The sequence below is a fragment of the Mangrovibacter plantisponsor genome (assembly GCF_003182475.1).
Taxonomy (GTDB): domain Bacteria; phylum Pseudomonadota; class Gammaproteobacteria; order Enterobacterales; family Enterobacteriaceae; genus Mangrovibacter; species Mangrovibacter plantisponsor.
Genome location: NZ_QGTS01000004.1, coordinates 152,323 through 169,897 on the forward strand (window position 1 = coordinate 152,323; position 17,575 = coordinate 169,897).

The 17,575-nt window shown below is 51.2% G+C and carries 13 protein-coding genes; 2 read left to right on the forward strand and 11 right to left on the reverse strand.

Going from position 1 to position 17,575, the window contains the following annotated elements:
• The first annotated feature begins 137 nt into the window (after positions 1-137).
• Positions 138-1,031 (forward strand): SDR family oxidoreductase, encoded by an 894-nt coding sequence (locus DES37_RS07630; protein WP_110025423.1) that lies wholly within the window; start codon positions 138-140, stop codon positions 1,029-1,031.
• A 79-nt stretch (positions 1,032-1,110) separates the two neighbouring features.
• Here the strand turns inward: DES37_RS07630 and phoH are convergent, their stop codons facing one another.
• The 5 genes from phoH to putP all read right to left on the reverse strand — a co-directional run bounded on the left by phoH (position 1,111) and on the right by putP (position 7,545).
• Complete coding sequence (phoH, locus tag DES37_RS07635; RefSeq protein WP_036108027.1) at positions 1,111-1,899, reverse strand: phosphate starvation-inducible protein PhoH; 789 nt, start codon at positions 1,897-1,899, stop codon at positions 1,111-1,113.
• A 566-nt stretch (positions 1,900-2,465) separates the two neighbouring features.
• Positions 2,466-3,752 carry an iron uptake transporter deferrochelatase/peroxidase subunit gene (gene efeB, locus DES37_RS07640; protein WP_036108025.1) on the reverse strand — a complete coding sequence of 429 codons (1,287 nt, stop codon included), beginning with the start codon at positions 3,750-3,752 and terminating at the stop codon, positions 2,466-2,468.
• Positions 3,753-3,754: 2 nt separating this feature from the next.
• Positions 3,755-4,876 (reverse strand): iron uptake system protein EfeO, encoded by a 1,122-nt coding sequence (gene efeO / locus DES37_RS07645; RefSeq protein ID WP_036108022.1) that lies wholly within the window; start codon positions 4,874-4,876, stop codon positions 3,755-3,757.
• A 40-nt stretch (positions 4,877-4,916) separates the two neighbouring features.
• A complete protein-coding gene (efeU, locus tag DES37_RS07650) occupies positions 4,917-5,750 on the reverse strand; it encodes an iron uptake transporter permease EfeU (RefSeq protein WP_110025424.1) in 834 nt (277 codons plus the stop codon).
• Between the two features lie 283 nt (positions 5,751-6,033).
• Positions 6,034-7,545, reverse strand: coding sequence for a sodium/proline symporter PutP (gene putP, locus DES37_RS07655; RefSeq protein ID WP_051691339.1), 1,512 nt, complete (start codon positions 7,543-7,545; stop codon positions 6,034-6,036).
• A 418-nt stretch (positions 7,546-7,963) separates the two neighbouring features.
• Here putP and putA point away from each other — a divergent pair, with 418 nt between their 5' ends.
• Positions 7,964-11,926, forward strand: coding sequence for a trifunctional transcriptional regulator/proline dehydrogenase/L-glutamate gamma-semialdehyde dehydrogenase (putA, locus tag DES37_RS07660; protein ID WP_110025425.1), 3,963 nt, complete (start codon positions 7,964-7,966; stop codon positions 11,924-11,926).
• A 153-nt stretch (positions 11,927-12,079) separates the two neighbouring features.
• Here the strand turns inward: putA and DES37_RS07665 are convergent, their stop codons facing one another.
• From DES37_RS07665 to dacD, 6 genes are all read right to left on the reverse strand, one after another.
• Complete coding sequence (locus tag DES37_RS07665) at positions 12,080-12,412, reverse strand: DUF496 family protein (protein WP_036108014.1); 333 nt, start codon at positions 12,410-12,412, stop codon at positions 12,080-12,082.
• A gap of 176 nt (positions 12,413-12,588) precedes the next feature.
• Positions 12,589-13,647, reverse strand: a complete 1,059-nt coding sequence (locus DES37_RS07670) for an FUSC family protein (protein ID WP_110025426.1) — start codon at positions 13,645-13,647, stop codon at positions 12,589-12,591.
• A gap of 229 nt (positions 13,648-13,876) precedes the next feature.
• Positions 13,877-14,353, reverse strand: a complete 477-nt coding sequence (gene sbmC, locus DES37_RS07675) for a DNA gyrase inhibitor SbmC (protein ID WP_036108009.1) — start codon at positions 14,351-14,353, stop codon at positions 13,877-13,879.
• Positions 14,354-14,497: 144 nt separating this feature from the next.
• On the reverse strand, positions 14,498-14,977 hold the full coding sequence (locus DES37_RS07680; protein WP_110025427.1) for a hypothetical protein: 480 nt from the start codon (positions 14,975-14,977) through the stop codon (positions 14,498-14,500).
• Entirely contained in the window at positions 14,974-15,654 is a 681-nt protein-coding gene (locus DES37_RS07685; RefSeq protein ID WP_170123745.1) for a winged helix-turn-helix domain-containing protein, read from the reverse strand. The genes DES37_RS07680 and DES37_RS07685 overlap by 4 nt, the downstream gene beginning before the upstream one ends.
• A 634-nt stretch (positions 15,655-16,288) precedes the next feature.
• Positions 16,289-17,476, reverse strand: a complete 1,188-nt coding sequence (gene dacD / locus DES37_RS07695) for a serine-type D-Ala-D-Ala carboxypeptidase DacD (RefSeq protein ID WP_425451698.1) — start codon at positions 17,474-17,476, stop codon at positions 16,289-16,291.
• Positions 17,477-17,575: the final 99 nt, after the last annotated feature.

The following is a 17,575-nucleotide window of genomic DNA, read 5'->3' on the forward strand; positions in this document are numbered from 1 at the left end:
TTTGTGCCTGCCTTTATGGCGGGCACCGCACCCATTAGTCACTTAACCTGTTAGTCCTTATACCCTGATAACCTCACGGCTGTTCGCACCTGCCATTTAACGCCACACTCAGTGTCCTGACATAAAGGAGACTGACTATGCGTGTATTCCTTACCGGTGCCACGGGGTTTATTGGTTCCCATATTGTTACTGAACTACTGGCTGCGGGCCACCAGGTAACTGGACTTGCCCGTTCAGACAGTGGCGAGCAGGTTTTGCGCGCCAAAGGGGTGGATGTGGTGCGGGGAAATTTAGAAGACCCGGCCAGCCTGTTACCCGGTGTCGCCCGGGCAGATGCAGTGATTCACACCGCGTTTGACCATGACTTCACCCATTTTGCCGCCAATTGTGAGAAAGACCGGCGGGTAATTGAAGCACTGGGAAGCGCGCTCAGGGGCACCCACCGCCCGCTGCTAATTACTTCTGGCGTGGGCCTGGGTGATGCAGGAGATGGCCTGCCCGCAACGGAAGCAGTGCAGAATTTCAGCCACCCAAACCCGCGCATTATTTCTGAACAAGCCGGTAACCAGTTACTGGAACAGGGTATCGATGTGCGGGTGATGCGCCTGCCCCAGGTACATGACACCCGCAAACAGGGCCTGCTGACAGCGTATATTCAATTAGCGCTGGAAAAAGGCATGGTGGCGTATACCGGCGATGGCACTAACCGTTTTTCAGCCTGCCATGTGACAGATGCTGCGCGATTATACCGCCTGGTTCTGGAGCATGGGGAAGCAGGTAAACGCTACCATGCGGTTGCCGAGGAAGGTGTGGCGATGCATGCGCTGGCGGCAGCTATTGCCACCCGCCTGGCGTTACCGCTGACTTCGCTGGCAGTTGAGCAGGCACAAGCCCATTTTGGCTGGTTCGCGATGTTTGTTGGCATGAACCTGACGGCAAGCGCCAGCTGGACGCAACAACAATCAGGCTGGTTACCTGAAGGGCCAGGGTTACTGGCAGATTTGCAGCACCTGGAGCTTAGCGGCGCTTAATGGCGCAGCACAGAGTATAAAAAACCTCTCCCCTGAGGGAGAGGTTTTACCAGGCTTACGAGCGCGGTGTTATTCCGGGTTAGTCATAAGCCTGCAGTGTGCGTTGGCACAACTCAGAACGCACGCAGTCATCTTTACCAAACCGCACAACGCCAATCATATCGTCGTTAGCAAAGCGCGCCAGCGCATCACTTAACCCGGAAGCCACGCCACGGGGTAAATCGCACTGGGTGACATCCCCGTTAACGATAACCGTGACATTTTCCCCCAGGCGGGTCAGGAACATTTTCATCTGAGCTGCTGTAACATTCTGCGCTTCATCAAGGATGACGAACGCATTTTCAAACGTCCGCCCGCGCATATAGGCGAAGGGCGCAATCTCCACCTTACCAATCTCTGGCCGCAAACAATACTGCATGAATGAGGCCCCCAAACGCCGGACGAGGACATCGTAAACCGGCCTGAAATAGGGTGCGAACTTCTCTGATATATCCCCAGGTAAGAAGCCGAGGTCTTCATCGGCCTGCAATACCGGGCGGGTGACAATTATCCTGTCCACTTCTTTGTGAACCAGGGCCTCTGCAGCTTTAGCGGCACTAATCCAGGTTTTCCCACAACCGGCTTCACCGGTGGCAAAAATCAGCTGTTTATTGTCGATAGCATGCAGGTACTGCGCCTGAGCGTCGTTACGCGCAACAATTGGCGAACTGTCCCGGCTGTCCCGCGCCATGCCAATTGCTTCAACACCACTCATTTGCACAAGCGAGGTGACCGATTCTTCTTCACGTTGCTTATGGCTGCGTGAATCCCGTCTGAGCACACGTTTGGCTTCACGACGAGCTTTGATCACTGCTTTTTGTCTTCCCATGGATGGCACCTTCTGTTGGTTTCAATTCCCGTATCTGGCGCACAGACACGATTTTAACTAACGTTGAGGTTTGTTGTTGGCTTCCTTGTAAGCCATAGATTGCCTGAAGAGCAGGTACTGCTGTGCGATGGGTTGCACAAGGCAGACCGGTGAAAACAGGTTCAGAGTTGAAAATCAGGGAGTATTCAGGGGTGACGGCTTTTACAGGGTCGGAAGCCCCGGGCCTGTGAAGAAGGCTGTGTTTTCTACAACTTAGTCCATAACAGGACGCTACAACCATTCGCGATCTCCGGCGTAAAAACGCACTTCGTTGAGTTACGCTATGCTCTAAGTACACCAAAAACTATTACAAATGCAACATTTATTTTACGTTGTACTTATTGCATCACATCCAATCACTGTGAATGTTATTGCACAGAAATATTACCGTTTTATAACAGTAAAAAACTCATAGTAAATTCTGATGACCGAATGGCAAAAAAAACGGCGGGCAGTAAGGCATTAATAAGTGCGGGAAAATACTGACGCTCCCCCGGTCCGGCAGGGAGCGTCACATCACGGACTGGTCAGGCTTCAAGCAGTTGCTGAGCCAGGTAGTGCTGTGCATCTGCCACACCTGGCAGGGCAAAAAAGTAACCGCCGCCAATCGGGCGAATATACTCTTCCAGCGGCTCACCATTCAGGCGTTTTTGTACCCCGATAAACCCTTTTTCCAGATCATGCTGGTAGCAGACAAACAGCAGGCCCATATCCAGTTGCCCGGAACCGGTGATCCCTTGGGAATAGCTGTACCCCCGGCGCATCATCAGGCTGTCCTGGGTTTCAGCTGTACGCGGGTTGGCAAGGCGCATATGCGCATCCAGCGGGATAACCTTGCCATCCGGGTCGCTGGCGTAATCCGGCACATCATGCTCATGCTTCATCCCCAGCGGCGCACCGGTGATTTTATCCCGGCCAAAGATATTCTCCTGTTCACGCAGCGGGGTTCTGTCCCAGAACTCAACATGAAACTGAATGATGCGCACGGCCTGGTAGCTGCCGCCATGGGTCCAGGCCGGTTCCTGCTGGCCGGGTGTCACCCAAATCACTTCATTCATCAGCGGCTGGTTCTTGCTGTCCGGGTTACCAGTACCATCTTTAAAGCCCAGTAAGTTAACCGGCGTCACCTTCCCTTTGCTCAGTGCGGCATGCTCGCCAATAAAGCCGTCACGCCGCCAGCGGACACTTAGCAAATCAGGCGTGTGCTTGATAATGTCACGCACGGCATGCACCACGGTATCTACTGAGTTGGCGCAAATCTGCAGCAGCAGGTCGCCATGGCATAAAGACGCATCCAGGGAGTCATTGGGGAAACGAGTCATCACCTGCAGCTTGTCAGGCTTCTGTGCCGCCAGGCCAAAGCGTTCATCAAACAACGCGCTGCCAACTGAAACGGTAATGGTCAGGTTATCCGGCCAGATATGCTCCCCTAAAATACCGGAATCCAGCGGTGGCATTTGCGGGTTTGGCGTGGCTGGTGCTAACCCGCCATGGGTCAGAAAAGCAATTCGTTTGGTCAGCAGCTTAAACAGGCGCACCAGGTCGTCTTTGTTTGCCGCCAGCACGTCAAAAGCCACCAGCATGATGGAAGACTGTTGTGGCGTCAGAATACCGGCCTGGTGTTCACCATAAAAATCCACCGCCTGTTTACGGGCATCTTCATCATCAAAGGTTTTTTCTGCACGTTGCGCAGCCGGTGCCGCGTGAGCCACCGGGCAACCGCCCATCGCCAGCGCGCCACCCAGCATCCCCAGCCCTTTCAATAAGCGCCGACGCCCGGGTTCGGCGCCAGCGGCTAAATGTTTATCAGCCATGATTAATCCAGCCCAAGCACGCCACGCAGCAGTGCAAGGTCTTCCGCCAGGGCGGTAATCGGGCCTTTCAGGGCTTTGCGGTCGGCATCAGTCAGTTTTTCATAACTTTCAAAACCATCTTTGGTGCGGTATTTCGCCAGAATGGTATCCACACGTTTAAAGTTATCGTCCACTTTTGCCAGCAGTTCCGGGTTGGCTTTGCTCAGTTGTGGGCGCAGCAGGTCGACAATTTTCTGGGAGCCATCTACGTTGGCCTGGAAATCCCACAAATCGGTGCGGCTGTAACGGTCTTCTTCACCACTGATTTTGCTGGAGGCCACTTCTTCAATCAGGTCTGCCGCACCACCGACAACTTTGCCTGGCGGGAATGCCAGTTCGGAAATGCGGGTTTGCAGATCCAGCACGTCTTTATACAACTGGTCTGCGTACGGAGTCATACCTTTGGTGGAATGGTCGCCAAACAGCGCTTTTTCCAGGCGGTGGAAGCCACTGAATTTCGGGTCTTCCGCTTTTTTCTCATAATCATCTTCACGGGCGTCAATGCTGCCATCCAGGTCAGAGAACAATTCAGCAATCGGCTCAATACGTTCATAGTGCTGGCGGGTTGGCGCATACAGTGCCTGCGCTTTCTCGATATCACCGGCTTTTACTGCATCGGTAAAGGCTTTAGTGCCAGTAACCAGCGCAGCAGTTTCAGACGTCACCCAGGCTTTGTACTGAGTAATAGCATTGCCCAGCGCCAGGATATTGTCTTTCGCGACGGGTTCTGCTGTGCCGTTCGCCCGCACAATCAGCTTACCTTTCGGGTTGGTCAGCAAGCCACAGGTCATTTCATATTCGCCGGGCTGCAGGTTGGCCGTCATTTTCTGGCTGAAGCCCGGAGCAATGTTTTCCCGCTCTTCGACCACCATCACCCCTTTCAGGATTTCCCACTCCAACGCTTTCTGGCTGTGGTTCTGAATAAGAAATTGCGTTTTACCCGCATCTACAGTGATGCTCATTGGCTCACACTGTTTGTCATTAACGGTCACCTTAACCTGGGGAATATCCGCCGCCAGGGAAGTTGCGGAATAAAACAGCGCGGCTAAAGAAAGTGTCAGAGTGCTGTGTCGAAAATGTTTCATCAAACCCATCCCTATCAAAGTCAGAGTGCAAACAAGAAGATTAACGAGTGCTCCGGGCAGGCTGTACTGCCGGGCGCGCAGGGAGAAAATAGAAAAACAGTGCGGGTATCAGGTAGAGGAAGTACACCGCCACCTCACTCACGCTGGGTGTTTCCTGGTAACCAAGCATGCCTTCCAGCAAAGTGCCAAACAGCGAGTGCGTGGAGAGCACGCCGCTCATATCAAATGCGATGTCCTGGAAGTAGTTCCAAATGCCCGCCTCGTGGAAAGCGCGAACAGCGCCTGCAGCCAACCCGGCAGCAACCAGTAAAATAAACAAGCTGGTCCATTTAAAGAACGCAGCCAGGTTCAGGCGAACACCGCCCCAGTAAATCATAAAGCCCAGTATCACCGCGGTTGCCAGACCAAGCATGGCGCCTAAAGGCGGCCATATTCCCAGGTCCTGCTGGAATGCAGCTAACAGGAAAAACACCGATTCCAGCCCTTCGCGAGCCACAGCGAAAAACACCATCAGTATTAATGCCCAGCTCTGGCCATTGTGCTTTTTCAGCGCAACTTCAACGGCCTGCTCAAGCTGAACTTTTACGTTACGGGCAACTTTGCGCATCCAGAACACCATCCAGGTGAGGATGACCACCGCAATAACCGCAACAATTGCTTCGAACAGCTCCTGTTGTTTCTGGGGAAATTCACCGGTGGTTTCGTTAATAACGATACCCAGCCCCAGGCACAACCCGGCCGCCAGCAGTACCCCTACCCACATAACACCTATCAAATTTCCGCGTTGGGTACGCTTCAGATAACTGGCAATCAGGCTCACGATCAAGGCGGCTTCCAGCCCTTCACGCAACATGATCAAAAAGGGGACAAACATGAATCACTCCCGGTGTGAAGAAACGAATCTTTGCAGTAAAGAAAAGTAAATGGCACTGATAGTGATTATCATTAGTCTTAATCGAAAAACAAGAGCGAATGTTAATTAAAATCGACTGAAACCAGAAAAATTTTGTCATTTGACAACAAACTGCCGTGGCTACGTAGCCAGCTACAACTAAAGTGCTATAAAAGACAGGCAAACCAGGGAACTGAGCCAGAAAAAAACAGGCCCGGCAAAATGCTGCCGGGCCTGTTTTCAGGTGCTAAAACTGCAGAGTGAATTAGCTGTCCGTTTGCAGAGAAACAGGTGCATCACCTTTGTAATGCGCATCTGCTTCAGCAAAACGTTTTGCCATGGCGCTGGACGGTGCTTTACCCAGCAGGCTGAACACCACAATCCCAATACTTGCAAAGATGAAGCCGGGAATAATTTCGTACAGATCAAGCCAGGCGTTCTGTTTCCACACCACAACGGTAATGGCACCAATAATCATCCCGGCCAGTGCGCCGTTACGTGTCATACGGTTCCACATAACAGAGAACAGAACGACCGGGCCAAATGCCGCGCCGAAACCAGCCCAGGCATAGCTCACCAGCCCAAGCACACGGTTTTCCGGGTTCGCCGCCAGAGCAATAGCCACCAGCGCCACCACCAGCACCATCAGGCGCCCGACCCACACCAGCTCACGCTGTGAAGCCCCTTTGCGCAAGAATGCTTTATACAGGTCTTCGGTAATCGCACTGGAGCACACCAGTAACTGGCAACTTAATGTCGACATCACCGCAGCCAGAATGGCTGAGAGCAGCACCCCGGCAACCCAGGGGTTGAACAATATTTGCGTCAATGCAATGAAGATGCGCTCACCATTCTGGTTAACGTCCCCTGCCTGAGCCGGGTTGTTCTGGAAGTAAGCAATACCGAAGAAGCCAACTGCAACCGCACCTGCCAGGCACAAGATCATCCATGCCATACCAATGCGACGTGCTTTAACAATGGTGTGATGCGAATCGGCGGCCATAAAACGCGCCAGGATATGTGGCTGGCCGAAATAACCAAGCCCCCAGCCCATCAGGGAAATAATGGCAACAAAGTTGAGCCCTTTAAGCATGTTGACGTTTTCTATGCTCTTCTGGCGAATCACTTCCAGTGAATCACCCAGTCCACCAACAGAGGCCACCACAATCACCGGCGTAATGATCAAAGCAAAAATCATCAAAGAGGCCTGAACGGTGTCAGTCCAGCTTACTGCCAGGAAGCCCCCAATCAGGGTGTAGAGAATGGTTGCTGCAGCCCCCGCCCACAAGGCGGTTTCATAGCTCATCCCGAAAGTGCTTTCGAACAAACGCGCGCCGGCGACAATACCAGAGGCACAATAGATGGTGAAAAACAGCAGGATAACCAGTGCAGAGATAATGCGCAGTGCGCGGCTGTTATCTTCAAAGCGTGCCGTGAAATAATCTGGCAAAGTCAGCGCGTTATTATTGTGCTCGGTATGGACACGTAAGCGCCCCGCCACCAGTTTCCAGTTAACCCAGGCACCAATAACCAGGCCAATGGCAATCCAGCTTTCTGAAATCCCGGACAGGAAAATCGCCCCCGGCAGCCCCATCAGTAACCAGCCACTCATATCTGAAGCGCCTGCAGATAACGCAGTAACCAGGCTTCCCAGACTACGGCCGCCCAGAATGTAATCGTCGAAGTTTTTCGTCGAACGCCAGGCAATAAACCCTATCAACAGCATCGCGCCAATGTAGATAAGGAAAGTCACCACCATTGGTGTACTCATAGACATTAAAGTTCTCCTGATTATTATGCCGGGTTACACCCCGGATGGTTGCGCCGGAACGTGGTCGCAACCCTTGTTATCACTCTGCAACATTGTTAACGCAGCAGCCATTGTTGTGTTCACAATTGATTTAACACGGTGATTACAATTATTTCACCCCTGCCCAGGTGCTTTTTTGCCACCTGGTTGCACTCGCTCACACTTTCACGAGTTGCACCTTACAAAACTGCCACACAAACCACATAAAACAGACTTCACAGTGATCTTAAGCAATAAACATACCTGTTTTTTAGTTTTAACAAATCAGCATTTCTTAAGCTTGCAACCGAAATCACATTTAACAAGGTTGCACAAAGTTGCAACATAGAGGATATTGCCTGATAACTAACAATAACCGAACAATGCAAACACAGGAGTTGAGGGTATGGGAACCACCACTATGGGGGTGAAGCTGGACGAAGCAACCCGCGAACGCATCAAGACCGCTGCGTCACGTATTGATCGCACACCTCACTGGCTCATTAAGCAGGCAATTTTTAATTACCTTGAACGGCTGGAGAACAACGATGAGTTGCCTGAACTGCCGGCTTTACTGGCGGGTGCTGCGAACGAAAGCGAAGAACCGTCCGCAAGTGGTGATGACCAGCATCAACCCTTCCTCGAATTTGCCGAGCAAATATTACCACAATCTGTGACGCGAGCCGCAATTACTGCTGCATGGCGGCGTCCGGAAACCGATGCCGTGCCAATGATTTTGGAACAGGCACGGTTATCAGGTGAGGTTTCCGGCCAGGTACATAAGCTTGCCTGGCAGCTGGCAGACAAACTTCGGAACCAAAAGAGTGCAAGCGGACGCGCCGGAATGGTGCAAGGTCTGCTCCAGGAGTTCTCACTTTCATCACAGGAAGGCGTGGCATTAATGTGCCTTGCTGAAGCGTTATTACGTATTCCGGACAAAGCCACTCGTGATGCGCTGATCCGCGATAAAATCAGCAATGGTAACTGGCATTCTCACCTGGGCCGCAGCCCGTCTCTGTTTGTTAATGCTGCCACCTGGGGGTTACTGTTCACGGGCCGCCTGGTTGCCACCCATAACGAAGCGAATCTTTCCCACTCCCTTAACCGCATTATCAGTAAAAGTGGTGAGCCGCTGGTGCGTAAAGGTGTGGACATGGCGATGCGCCTGATGGGCGAACAGTTTGTTACTGGCGAAACCATTGCTGAAGCACTGGCCAATGCCCGGAAACTGGAAGAGAAAGGGTTCCGTTATTCCTACGACATGCTGGGTGAAGCCGCACTGACCGAAGCCGATGCGCAGGCCTATATGGTTTCCTACCAGCAGGCGATTCACGCAATTGGTAAAGCTTCCAATGGCCGTGGTATTTATGAAGGCCCGGGGATTTCAATCAAACTGTCTGCCCTGCATCCGCGTTACAGCCGGGCGCAGTATGACCGGATGATGGAAGAACTCTACCCGCGCCTGAAATCCCTCACCTTGCTGGCACGCCAGTATGACATCGGCATTAATATTGATGCCGAAGAAGCAGACCGGCTGGAAATATCGCTCGATTTGCTGGAAAAACTCTGTTTTGAACCGGAACTGGCGGGCTGGAACGGCATTGGCTTCGTTATTCAGGCCTACCAGAAACGCTGCCCGTTTGTTATTGACTACCTGATTGACCTGGCAACCCGCAGCCGTCGCCGCCTGATGATCCGCCTGGTGAAAGGGGCTTACTGGGACAGCGAAATTAAACGTGCACAGCTCGACGGGCTGGAAGGTTACCCGGTTTATACCCGCAAAGTGTACACCGACGTTTCTTACCTGGCCTGCGCCCGCAAATTACTCTCAGTGCCGAACCTGATTTACCCGCAGTTCGCCACCCACAACGCCCATACGCTTTCGGCCATTTATCACCTGGCCGGGCAGAACTACTACCCCGGGCAATATGAGTTCCAGTGCCTGCACGGCATGGGTGAGCCACTGTATGACCAGGTGGTGGGCAAAATTGCCGAAGGCAAACTTAACCGCCCATGCCGTATTTATGCACCCGTTGGCACCCATGAAACACTGCTGGCCTACCTGGTACGCCGCCTGCTGGAAAACGGGGCCAATACCTCCTTTGTTAACCGCATTGCCGACACCGCACTGCCAATTGACGAACTGGTAGCCGACCCGGTAGAAGCCGTTGAGAAACTGGCACATCAGGAAGGGTTACCCGGCTTACCTCACCCTAAAATCCCATTGCCGCGAGACCTCTACGGTAAAAACCGCCATAACTCGAACGGGCTGGATCTGGCAAACGAACACCGTCTGGCATCCCTCTCTTCTGCCCTGCTGAGCACCGCCGGTGAAAAATGGCGCGCGCTGCCAATACTGGAAGGTGATGTAACAGAAGGCGAACTCCAGCCGGTAATTAACCCGGCAGAGCCTGCCGACACCGTGGGTTATGTTCGTGAGGCCAGCACAGAAGAAGTAGAGCTGGCACTGAATAACGCCGTCAATAATGCGCCTATCTGGTTTGCCACCCCGCCTGCTGAGCGTGCTGCCATTCTTGAGCGTGCCGCAGTGCTGATGGAAGACCAGCTACAGCCTCTGCTGGGGGTTCTGGTACGCGAAGCCGGTAAAACATTCGCCAACGCAATTGCTGAAGTGCGTGAAGCCGTGGACTTCCTGCGCTATTACGCAGACCAGGTGAAGCATGATTTCGATAATGAAACCCACCGCCCGCTAGGCCCGGTGGTGTGTATCAGCCCGTGGAACTTCCCGCTGGCCATTTTTACCGGGCAAATTGCTGCCGCACTGGCGGCAGGTAACAGTGTTCTGGCGAAACCTGCTGAACAGACACCGTTGATTGCCGCCCAGGCCATTCAAATTCTGTTGCAGGCAGGTGTGCCTGCCGGTGTGGTGCAGTTGTTGCCAGGCAGTGGTGAACGTGTTGGTGCACAGCTTACGGCAGATAACCGCGTACGCGCTGTCATGTTTACGGGCTCAACCGAAGTCGCCAGCCTGTTGCAACGCAGTATTGCCACCCGGCTCGACCCACAGGGCCGCCCAACACCACTGATAGCCGAAACCGGTGGCCTGAATGCCATGATTGTTGACTCATCGGCCCTGACTGAACAAGTAGTGATGGATGTGGTTGCTTCCGCATTTGACAGTGCAGGCCAGCGCTGTTCAGCACTGCGTGTGCTGTGTGTGCAGGAAGATGTTGCCGAACACACACTGACCATGCTCAAAGGCGCCATGGCTGAATGCCGGATGGGTAACCCGGGCCGCCTGACTACCGATATTGGACCGGTGATTGATGCCGAGGCCAAAGCCAATATTGAACAGCATATTCAGGCAATGCGCAGTAAAGGTCATACCGTTTTTCAGGCCGTGCGTAGCAACAGCGATGATGCCCGTGAATGGCAAAGTGGCACATTTGTTCCGCCGACACTGATTGAACTCAACAGTTTTGATGAACTGCAGCGTGAGATCTTCGGGCCGGTTCTGCATGTGGTGCGCTATAACCGTAACAGCCTTAGCAGCCTGGTTGAGCAAATTAATTCTGCCGGTTATGGCCTGACACTCGGGGTGCATACCCGTATTGACGAAACTATTGCTCAGGTAACGGGCTCTGCCCATGTCGGGAACATGTATGTTAACCGCAATATGGTAGGGGCTGTGGTTGGTGTTCAGCCGTTTGGTGGTGAAGGGTTGTCCGGCACCGGTCCCAAAGCAGGTGGCCCGTTGTACCTGTACCGGTTGCTGTCTCACCGCCCGGAAACTGCCGTACTGGTAACGCTTTCGCGTGATGACACACAACTGGCCACCGAAGCAGGCAGCAAACAAGCTGTCCAGGCGGCACATACTGCACTCACTGAGTGGGCTGCAGGCAAGCCTGAACTGGCGGCACTCTGTGCTCAATTTGGTGAACAGGCTCAGAGTGGTACCCGCCGCCTGTTACCCGGGCCAACTGGTGAGCGCAATGCATACTTGTTGTTGCCGCGGGATACTGTGTTGTGTATGGCAGATAATGAACAGGATGCACTGGTGCAACTGGCAGCGGTTACCAGTGTAGGTTGCCAGGTGTTGTGGCCGGATGATGCATTGCACCAGCAACTGGTCAAACAGTTGCCCAAAGAAGTTGCTGCGCATATCACTTTTACGGGTACAGATGCGCTGGCAGATGCACATTATGATGCGGTAATTTTCCACGGTGACTCGGACCAACTGCGTGACCTCTGTGTCACCGTTGCCAACCGTGCCGGGGCGATTGTTTCGGTACAGGGTTTTGCCCGTGGGGAAACCAACATTCTGTTGGAACGCCTGTATGTAGAACGCTCATTGAGTGTCAACACTGCGGCAGCCGGTGGTAATGCCAGCCTGATGACCATTGGCTAAACAGCAGGTTACCCGTGAACCCTGAGCGGCAAAGGGTTGCCGCGTGGGTTCAAATAGCCAGCTCACGTATCACGACTAATAAGAAAACGCCCTCAAGTCTGAGGGCGTTTTTATTTATCTGTTGTACGTAAGCCTGGCTTACGGCTCTCAGACTCAGGCTTTAGGTTCAGCTTCTTTCAGCTCACCCATCACTTTGAGTTTTTTAGAGATATCACGGCGTTCTTTCGAAATTTCCGCATTTTTGATGATGTAGTCATCAACACGGTCTTCATAGTCGCTTTTCATGCTGGCGATAATGCCCTGAATAGCTTCAACACTCATACCTGGTTTGATGTAATCGCTCAGGTTATCAAGCAACAAGACACGTTTTTGGTTGTCGCGGATTTTCTTCTCAACGTCCTGGATTTCACGTTGCAGTTTGTTTTTACGACGATTCAGACGCACAAACTCCAGCACATCCTGGAATGAAGGTTTGGTATTTTCCATTTTCACACCCCTAATAATTAAGTCTCGGATTCGTTCAGAACGACCGCCTTGCCTTTAAAATACTGACTGAGGCCGTCGATGACAATGCTTTTACGGGTTCACCCTCTTTCAGCCATCATAACCGTAAATAGTGCTGAATCGAAACAAGCTACCACTATTTTGCGACTGGTTGCAGGTTATTTGCGCAATGCTTTACAGATTAATTGCGACAGCAACTCCAGTTGGCGCGCCAGTTCCAGGTTAAGCCAGACATAGCCATGAATGGATGTTTCCTGTAGTGCGCCGGGTGGTTGTTGCTGCATCAGCTCACGCAGTTCGGCAATGATTTCCGTAAGACGTTCACTGTTGGCTTTGACCGGCAAAGGGTTGCCCTCATATAACGCCTGTGAAATTGAAGTAAGCGTGGTATGGGTCAGCGCCTGGGCATCGCGCAGCTTGCGTGAATTAATCATTAAAAAGTGGCTTTCCCGGGAGGCCCAGTGCGCATTTGTTTGTAACTCCAGCGTGCAGATCATATTGCGACTGATAGTCTGAATCGCTTCGAAAATACTTTTCTGTATATGGGTTTCTTTGCTGGCGGGGGTTATCAGTGCGCGGAACTTCACAACATTATTCAGCATCCGGTTAAGGTGGCGTTCAAGCCGGGGGCGCTCAACCAGGTTTGGCGAAACACTGGTCTGATACAGATTACTGAAGGTATGAATGTATTCAGCCATTTGTATACGCCAGTGAATAAATGCCCGCTGCGGGTACAAGCTGGTGAACAACATAGCCAGCAGTGAACCAAAGATGACATCGCCACTGCGCCACAGCGCCGTTGCCATATCACCCGGGGGTGCCCCTACCACAACCGAAAGCGTAATGCCGATTAGCAGTGCCTGGTATGGCCGTTTACCCAGAGCAAGATAACCACAGATAAACATCGCCATACCACACCACAGAAACATCAGCGGCAGTGAATACAGCTCCAGCTTCAGGGCAACCAGGCCGAGTGTGGCACCAAAAACAGTACCGCCAATACGTTGAAAAGCGCGTGGTACCACGTTTCCCCAAAAAGAGATTGGCCCCATCACGACAACCAGCGTAATCAGAGGCCAGGTGCCTTCGGGAATATTCAGCATTCGTACCAGAATAAAAGCCAGCACAAAAGCGACAGCAATGCGAATGCCGTGCACCAGCCGGTAATGGCGGTAGATACGGATCTCAAATGGTGTTAATGACTTGTCGGGACGCACACCCGCTCTCCAGAATACAAAAAGCGCAATTGTACTCTCTTTTTCTCAATGCTCATCCCCATTGTTACAAACAGCAGCATATTTTTTGCAACCGAAATTGACCGGGCGAAGGGGTTTTGTAGTTAAAAAAAGGCAGGTTTATGAAAAAACAGACTTCAGGGGCATCGCTGGTGAAGTTTTTCACCCGGCAACAGTGCAATAGCTGTTACCGGGTGTTGAACACCCAACGTTATACGGGTTCTGATTTACTCGTCACCGGGACATACATATCAATCATCCAGGTTCCTGTTTGAGAGCCATCGCTCTGGTAAACTTCATAGCAGGGTTTGGCATCCATTTGGTAATGGTTGTCCTGCAAGAGTTGCGTAAAAAACGCCCGCCATGGTGTTTCGAAGTCGTTATTCTCGACCTGTACAGAGGCCACGGCATAAGTTCCCCCTGCCAGCGCGGTACAAATTACCCCTTCACTTGCTGGTGGAACAACAAAATCAGCATTCACCCGAATAAAAGTTGAACAACGCAGTTTTTCTGGCGGAACCACATCGGGGTTATCGTAATAAGCGGCAACCCACTCTTCCGGATCCAGTTGCTGGGTACGTACCCATAACATGAGCTGATCAAACCCTTGCTTTACCGTAACATCCCAGGGGCCAACCAGATGAAAGCCGGCAACATGGCGCACAGGCACATCACGAATCTGGTACATGCTACTCTCCTGTTAAACCCGACACACTTGCCACTGAGTTAAGCAAATGCTGAGCAAAACACCACCGTTCAGGGTGAAAACCATGAAGGGCATCGCTTTTCATTACAGGTTACGGCTGTCTTGCGCAGGCCTGTGAGATCCTGGTTATCGATGGTTGCCCATATAGGTTTTTTTATTGTCAAACAGGCTATCCCAGCTATCAATATAGCCATCCACCTTTGCCTTAAGTACTTCATAATGCGGCGATGTCTGGAAAATAACTATTTCGTTCCCGCTTACCGCACGCCAACTGTAGTTAAAAACAGTAAAACCACGTTGTTGCTGATTATAAGTATTCAGACTGCTTTGTTTATCGCCTGTATTTAGTTGATGGCGTGTATGCACCAGGTAAATAATTTGGTTCATAAAACTCAGTTGCCGTGCACTTACCACCCAACGGCTACCTGTCTGGGTATCCGTCTCTACCATATGTAATACACCCCAGCGGCACACCCCTTCATAGTGGGCACTCCCCGCATTAAGGGTCATTTCATAGTTGCAGCCCATACCATTAAAATAAGGCACAGCAAACATTATGCAGGCGACTCCCATCATGGATAACGCAGCAACTGTTCTTTTCTTCATTTCGTTTTCTCTTGAATATTCACAGTCACTGAGCTTTCACCAGAAATAAACATTACCTGATTATTGCCTGGCAAAGGTTTTGCCCCGGTATGTGTTTGCTTATCGGAAACAGAACAGATGTAGCCTTCCCCGGCCTGCTGGCAAGATACCGGTATCCACACGGAATAAAAAAAGTAAACCGTCAACAGCAGCAATAATGCACATCCGGCGACAAATATATTATTAGCGATATTATTAGCAGCCAAATATTTTACCCACTTCGCCACCCCAAAAGTGCCAGGCACTGGTAGCGGGTTATCTTGTGGTACCATTTCAGCAGGTGAAGTTTGTGTTTCTGGTATTAATTCTTCACGAAGTTCACTATCAATTTCAATCAGATACCCTTTACGGGGAATGTTTTTTATTTCCAGCCCATGTTCACCTGAATCAAGATATTTTCTAAGTGTTGCAATTGCGACAGGTAATGACTGAGCACTTACCGGGCGCCCTTGCCACGCAATAGTTGTCAGGTTGTCCTTATCACATAATTGGCCGCAATGAGCCAGTAACTGGTCAAGGATTGCTGCTTCAGCCGCAGACAGGCGCTGACGATATTCGGTATGCGCATGTTTTCTTAACAACAGTTGTAAATGTGGTGCAAAAATAAAGTCACCAAAGTGCCACTTGATATGCTGCATTTCCTTTAGCCAGCAAGCCATTCTTCATCGCGGAATTATAGCATATATTCTAAAAGAAATTAATTAATTGAAAAATAAGCACTTATAAGTTTTTTAATAATTTTTAATAAATATACCGAACCGTTACTATCACTTAAGATTAAAGCCTCCCCATTCCCTGACGATCAATTTATCTTGTTGATATATGAAGTGGTAATGATTCGCAATTACGCATAATCTTGAGTGCTGAACAATGGCTATTGTAGTAATGACAAACAATGACACACTGAAAGCCGGTATTGATTCAATCATTTCCGGTCTTCCCATACAAAATAAACATTCCACCAGAAACTATTATATTGTTGACAGCCATTCACTTACGTTTAATGCAAACACTATTTCACTGAATGACTACGTTATATTATTTTATGAAAACCAGTCTGACCTGAACGTGTTACACTACTTGTATGAATCCTGTCAGATATTTTTTATTTCACTCAAACAAAAAGTGAATGAAATAAAAAACATCATTAAACAAATACTGTCAGCCGGGGGAAAACCCAGTATTGATAATTCCCCTCAGTCAATATGCAAAAATTGAAGAGAAGGCACAACCAGCAGGTATATACCGGCCTGCTGGCTGAACCCAGCCGGGTTACAGTTTCAGGTGAACCCAGTCGCTCAGGCGCGAGAACATGCCGCCTTTTTCTACTGAATCAAGCGCCACCAGCGGCCACTGATCCAGCACTTTATCTTTATCGTACAAAGTTATCTGGCCAATTGCCGAACCTGCCTGTAATGGCGCTTCGAGAATTGGCTGAGTAACGCTGTATTTCGCCTTGATGTTCTGCAGTTCATCTTTGGGTAACACCATCCAGTGATCCTGGTCCGTGCCTACCTGCACCGATGATTTATCCCCGTACCAGACACGTTCATCACCCACTTTCTGGCCCTTGTGCATTACTTCCACTGTCTGGAAGTTTTGCTGGCCCCAGGTGAGCAGTTTGCGGGCCTGGTCTTCGCGCCCTTTGGCGCTGTCAGCCCCCATAACTACCGCAATCAGGCGCTGGTTGCCATTAACACTGGAGGCAATCAGGTTAAAACCCGCACCCGAAGTGTGCCCGGTTTTCAGCCCATCGACATTCAGGGATTTATCCCACAACAGGCCGTTACGGTTATTCTGAGTGATACCGTTCCAGCTCAGTGTTTTCACACTGTACATCTGGTAGAACGAGGGTTCGCCATGAATAATGGCCCGTGAGAGCACCGCCAGGTCATAGGCTGAACTGTGCTGCCCGGGTGCGTCCAGGCCATGGACGGTTTCAAAATGTGTGTCCGTCAGGTGTAATTTCTGAACATACTGGTTCATCAGCGACACAAACTGAGGCTGGCCGCCTGCCACATAATCGGCAAGTGCCACACATGCGTCGTTACCCGAATCAACGATCAACCCGAGGCTTAACTGGTGAACCGACAGGCGGTCGCCAGGCTTGAGGAACATCAGCGAAGAACCATCAAACACCGGGTTGCCTTTCGCCCAGGCATCTTTGCCCACGGTGACCATGTCATCAGCAGTGATGCGCTTACTGTCGATAGCCCGGTCAACGACATAGCCCGTCATCAGTTTGGTCAGGCTGGCCGGATCACGTTGTTGATGCTCGTTGTGCGCAGTCAGCACCTGGCCTGTGGTGTAATCCATTAACACCCATGAAGCCGCCTGAATAGCGGGCGGCGCTGGCGGACCAGAGAAAAAATCTGGTACCTGGGCCGTTGCCGCGCATGCTGTGCCGACGGACGTAGCCAGTAAAGTGGCAATAGTTAAAAAACGGAGCTTCAACGCAATTTCCTCATTCAACGTCAATTATTTCTCTCGCCGCTCTTTTTACGGAAACTGACGTGTCGTTTCCTGTTGAAATTGCAAGAAAATGTGACAGAAGCCGGT